Annotated in this window: 6 protein-coding genes; 2 read left to right on the plus strand and 4 right to left on the minus strand. The window is 29.7% G+C overall.

The window, feature by feature from the left end:
• Positions 1 to 391: 391 nt before the first annotated feature.
• Positions 392 to 823, plus strand: a complete 432-nt coding sequence (locus N4A40_05760) for an N-acetyltransferase (protein MCT4661351.1) — start codon at positions 392 to 394, stop codon at positions 821 to 823.
• Between the two features lie 125 nt (positions 824 to 948).
• Here the strand turns inward: N4A40_05760 and N4A40_05765 are convergent, their stop codons facing one another.
• The 4 genes from N4A40_05765 to N4A40_05780 form a co-directional block, all read right to left on the minus strand.
• Positions 949 to 1,569: a hypothetical protein gene (locus tag N4A40_05765; GenBank protein ID MCT4661352.1), complete on the minus strand. Its 621-nt coding sequence runs from the start codon at positions 1,567 to 1,569 to the stop codon at positions 949 to 951.
• An 88-nt stretch (positions 1,570 to 1,657) separates the two neighbouring features.
• Positions 1,658 to 3,241 carry an ABC transporter ATP-binding protein/permease gene (locus N4A40_05770; protein MCT4661353.1) on the minus strand — a complete coding sequence of 528 codons (1,584 nt, stop codon included), beginning with the start codon at positions 3,239 to 3,241 and terminating at the stop codon, positions 1,658 to 1,660.
• A gap of 204 nt (positions 3,242 to 3,445) precedes the next feature.
• The gene (locus tag N4A40_05775; GenBank protein MCT4661354.1) at positions 3,446 to 3,817 is read right to left on the minus strand and encodes a hypothetical protein; all 372 of its coding nucleotides are present in this window, start codon (positions 3,815 to 3,817) and stop codon (positions 3,446 to 3,448) included.
• Between the two features lie 137 nt (positions 3,818 to 3,954).
• Positions 3,955 to 4,098 (minus strand): hypothetical protein, encoded by a 144-nt coding sequence (locus N4A40_05780; protein MCT4661355.1) that lies wholly within the window; start codon positions 4,096 to 4,098, stop codon positions 3,955 to 3,957.
• A gap of 199 nt (positions 4,099 to 4,297) precedes the next feature.
• Here N4A40_05780 and N4A40_05785 point away from each other — a divergent pair.
• A partial coding sequence (locus tag N4A40_05785) for a nicotinate-nucleotide--dimethylbenzimidazole phosphoribosyltransferase (GenBank protein ID MCT4661356.1) occupies positions 4,298 to 4,694 on the plus strand: 397 nt, incomplete at its 3' end.

The following is a 4,694-nucleotide window of genomic DNA, read 5'->3' on the forward strand; positions in this document are numbered from 1 at the left end:
ATATTCATAATCATCAATTTCAAATGTAAATTGTCCATATATATTGCCATATTCACTCTCTAACTCCTGCAAATTCATCGTTCTCATTTCTTCTAAATCATTTTTGAGAATATAGAATTTTATTTTGAACTTTGACATAAAACAGTCCCACTCCTTATAATTCTTCTATCTATTTTCTCTGCTCTTAATACCACATGATATCTATGCTTTAAAATATCGTTATTGATTCTACTATACCTAAATATCATTTTACCATATATCAAAATATTCACAAATGACATACGCAATAGACAAATACTACAATATAGCTTAAACTAAAGTTGGTGATTGAGTTCAAATCATTTTCACAATCAAACATCCAATAATTTCATAATCTGAAAGGAGCATTTCAATGATCAGAAAAACAAATAACTCAGCGCAAGAAATTGACAATATAATGAAAATATGGTTAAGCTCAACTATTAATGCACATCCTTTTGTTTCGAAAGAATATTGGCAAAGAAACTACAATATTGTAAAAGAAAACTATATACCTCTCAGCGATACTTATGTATATATTGAAAACGAAAGAGTTTTGGGATTTATAAGCATTTTGAACGACGATTTCATAGGAGCTGTGTTCGTAGACATAGACTATCAAGGGAAAGGAATTGGCTCTAAACTTATAAAATACGTGTCAGATATCTACGAGAAATTGTCACTAGCAGTTTACAAAGACAATATTAAAGCAGTAAACTTCTACAAAAATATAGGATTTGAAATTCTTAGTGAACAACCTAATGAAGAAACTCACGAAATAGAATATCTTATGGAAAAAAACTGAATTATAAAAGGTGGCTAATTGTGAAGTAAAATCTTATTTAGCCACCTTTTATTTCGTCAATAAATTTTCTAATTTCAATAATTACAGTTTCTTCATTTGACCAATGCATCCGCATCTACGACACTTTAATTTTCAGCTACTCCCGTTATTCTAGCTTCATTTACTACTTCTGATTCTAGCAAATCTATACGATATTGATCAATTTTTATCGTCACCTCACCACTAGTGCCAAAAGGTTTTAATAATTCTAGCGCTTCGTCATAATTGCTAAACCTAAACCAAATATCTCTGACATCAGATTTTTCTCTCGGTAAAACTCCAGTCAGTTTATCATCTAAATAGAAAAATATGTCCTCGCCATAATACTCGTCATTTTCTAATATTTCGAACCTGCCTGTCAAAGTCTTTTCTCCAGAAAATAAAAATTGCTCTCCCATTTCGTCTTTGATTTCAGTCAACGTCATATCTGCTACCATACCGTCCACTCGTATATTGTCACGTGAAAACAATGCATTATCAAATATCATTCTATTAACAAATCTTACAGACTTTTCATTTGATTCGACCTTTTCCTTGAGAATACTTATATCTTCTGTTCTCTCTCTTTCTGCCAAAATACTCTGAACTTGATTCTCTAATTCGGCGATTCTCGTCTCATATTCCTTTATCTTAGAATCTTCATTAGAACAACCTGCTAACAAAGACACTATAGCAAATAACGTCATGTACTTTATGAATTTTTTCATATTGCCCTCCATTTTCAAACGCGATTTTTCTTTTGTCCAAAATCAATATACCTTTTATTCCTCTAAATTTCAATAATAATCCGATTTTTTACAATACAACCTTCTGTGTCAATAAACTCTCAATTTCTTCATCCAAATGGTGAGTGATCATTATCACTGTATAATTTGGATTTTTAAGAAGTCTAGATTCTATCATTTTTGAATTGTATTTATCTAGTGCTGAAGTTGCTTCATCTAACAAGAAAATTTCTTTATTTGAAAGTAATGCTCTAACTAATGAAAGTCTCTGCCTTTGACCGCCCGAAAGATTTTTCCCCTTATCTGCAAGAATTGTTTCTAGCCCATTTTCTAACCCTTCAACAAATTCTCTTAAATTGACAAATTCAAGTGCATTCATTATCTTCTCATCATCAATATCATCGCCCATAGTCAAATTAAATCGTATCGTATCATTAAACATATACACACTTTGACTGACATAAGCTATACTTGAATTAATAGAAGTAGCTGAATACTCCTTTATGTCGACTGCATCAAATTGTATCTCACCAGTATACCCCTTGTGCAATCCTGACAATGCTTTCATCAAAGTACTTTTACCACAACCACTCTCACCTACTATTGCATATTTCCCTTTGATAGAAAAACAAAAATCTTTTTCTTTAAACACATTAGTCTCATCAAAGTACAAAGATAATTTTTTAACTTTAATCTTATCCTCTAATTTTAAATGTTCTTCTAAGAGCTGCTCTGAGGACAAATCATCAAATTTCTGAAATAACTTTCTCGAACTCTTAAATATAATTATATTCGAAGACAAATTCAGTATTGAATTGAAAAAACGAGTGGCAATATTAGACACAATGAATACTGTTCCCACTTCTGCCCATCCCAAAAAAGCCAATATAGCAGTTAGTACCATTAGAAATGCTTCACATATTCTAAACACTGTCAATATAGAAGTATCCATTGAAATCTTCTTTTTTTCTAGATTAAAATTTTCATTCTCTAATTCTGTATAACTTTTTCTAAACCTTTCTCTCAGCTCTTTCTTTTTATTATATTGAACAAACGTCTCAAATCCTGAAAAATTATCCATTGCTTTTTGTGAAAACGACTCATTTAGCTTAGATATTCGCTCTACTAAATCATTTATTTTGTCTCCATAGAATTGAGGAACCAAATACATCAGCAATGCTGAAAATATAGCTACTACCAATATTATCCAATGCACTTTCATAAGCGTAACAAATGCAAATACAAACAACGTCGCTGAACCTATCATTTCAAAAAAAGGTTTAATAGCATTGGTATCAATCAAATTTACATCATTTATAAGCCATGAAGAATATTCTCCAGGTTCTTTCTTTTGATACTCGTGCATCTCAAACCTTGTTATCTTCTCCACAATATCATCCCGCAGCCTTATCTTCAAACATTTACTGAAATCCATTACATAGATTGATGTTGCATAATCCACCACTACATACACCATTTTCCAGAATATCATTATTCCAGCAAACATCACCGCAGACTTTATATTATTCGATGTAAGTATGTCATAATAATGTGTTAACACATATCCCGAATAAATATTTGTAGCAGATGCAATTGCAATCATCAAAATGCTAAGAAATACTCTTTTTTTAAACTTCATTAGTAGTTTTTTCATATTCGTTCTTGCCCCTTTCTCAACTGTCATCCAAAAAAACGAATAAATATCACCATTGTCACCTTATCGCGTTTATAATTATTCCAAGTAAAATTTAACATATTTATTTACATTTTGCAATATCTTTTCACTTTTTTTGTCATTTTTAAAATTAACTAAAAAAATCATCTTGCAAGAATTATTCTCACAAGATGATCTATTTAACTATTTCTCTTCTAAATCACAATAATCAAAATTGCCATCCACTATCACACTTGAATACTCTGATTTTTCCAATAAAAAATAATTTACCGGATAAAAAAACTCAACTTCAGTATGATGAAAACCATAACTCAATTCTCTAACAACCATAATCTGGTCATCTTTAATAATCTCTTTTTCATATTGATAACTAAGTAAAGATATAAGCAAATATATAGATGAATAATAAACAAAGCAAACAATAATTATACTACACGCTATAAAACGGACTATTATTCTTATCTGTTTGCTATACTTCTTAGAAAAATTAAATACAACCCTTATCATCCCCACCATTAGTAAAAATATAATAAAATACAATACTGCCAAATTCATATTTATTATCCACCCTCTTAGGACATATTGTGTATTTTCAAAAAGCATCTCGCAAAATTTAAAAATCGAGAACTCAATTCCAAGAACAATTAATACAAATAGTAATTTTTTATTAAATTCATTTTTCACAAAAAACATTAGACGTTCTCTATTCCTTCTTCAAATTTAGATTCCCATTCGTCTATTATCTTCATATCATGGTCGACTTTTGACACAATATTTAATGCAAATCCTAAAGCTAATATACTCATTATGATAATTGCTATTTTTGTCTTTTTCATCGTAACACCCTTTTTTATTATCATTGTATCACAATTAAGTTAAATTTAAAATCCGCTGTTATTATATTCTATTAATATTTCCACTATCAATAATATGCTATAATGATTTTGGTAAATTTTATATGAAATATGCCAAAATAATCCAATTCTTTGCAACTTCATCACCATACATATTATAATCAGAAAAGGGGAAATACATATGAAAATATTAAATGACACTATCAAAAACATAGAGCCACTCAGCGAAGAATTTAAAATATTAGCAAAAAAAAGATTGGATATTCAAATCAAGCCTCTAAATAGTTTAGGCAAATTAGAACATATTGCAATCCAATTGAGCGGTATATTTCAAAAACAATTTGTAGATATAGATAAAAAAATAATACTAGCATTTGGTGCTGATCATGGCGTCTTCTACGAAAACGTATCGCCGTGCAAAAGAAACGTAACTAAACTACAATTTTCAAACTTCGTAACAGGAGGCAATGGTGTAAGAACAATATCAAGTTTCACAAATTCGGATGTTTGGGCAATTGATGTCGGTATCGATACTGATGAAATCATAGATGGATGTTTTGATGAAAAAATAAGAAAAG

The sequence above is a fragment of the Tissierellales bacterium genome, from assembly GCA_025210965.1.
Taxonomy (GTDB): Bacteria; Bacillota; Clostridia; order Tissierellales; family JAOAQY01; genus JAOAQY01.

Coding starts and splice junctions, on each gene's coding strand:
- N4A40_05760 (MCT4661351.1), top strand. CDS start 392: ATGATCAGAAAAACAAATAACTCAGCGCAAGAAATTGACAATATAATG.
- N4A40_05780 (MCT4661355.1), bottom strand. CDS start 4,098: ATGAAAAAGACAAAAATAGCAATTATCATAATGAGTATATTAGCTTTA.
- N4A40_05770 (MCT4661353.1), bottom strand. CDS start 3,241: ATGAAAAAACTACTAATGAAGTTTAAAAAAAGAGTATTTCTTAGCATT.
- N4A40_05765 (MCT4661352.1), bottom strand. CDS start 1,569: ATGAAAAAATTCATAAAGTACATGACGTTATTTGCTATAGTGTCTTTG.
- N4A40_05775 (MCT4661354.1), bottom strand. CDS start 3,817: ATGAATTTGGCAGTATTGTATTTTATTATATTTTTACTAATGGTGGGG.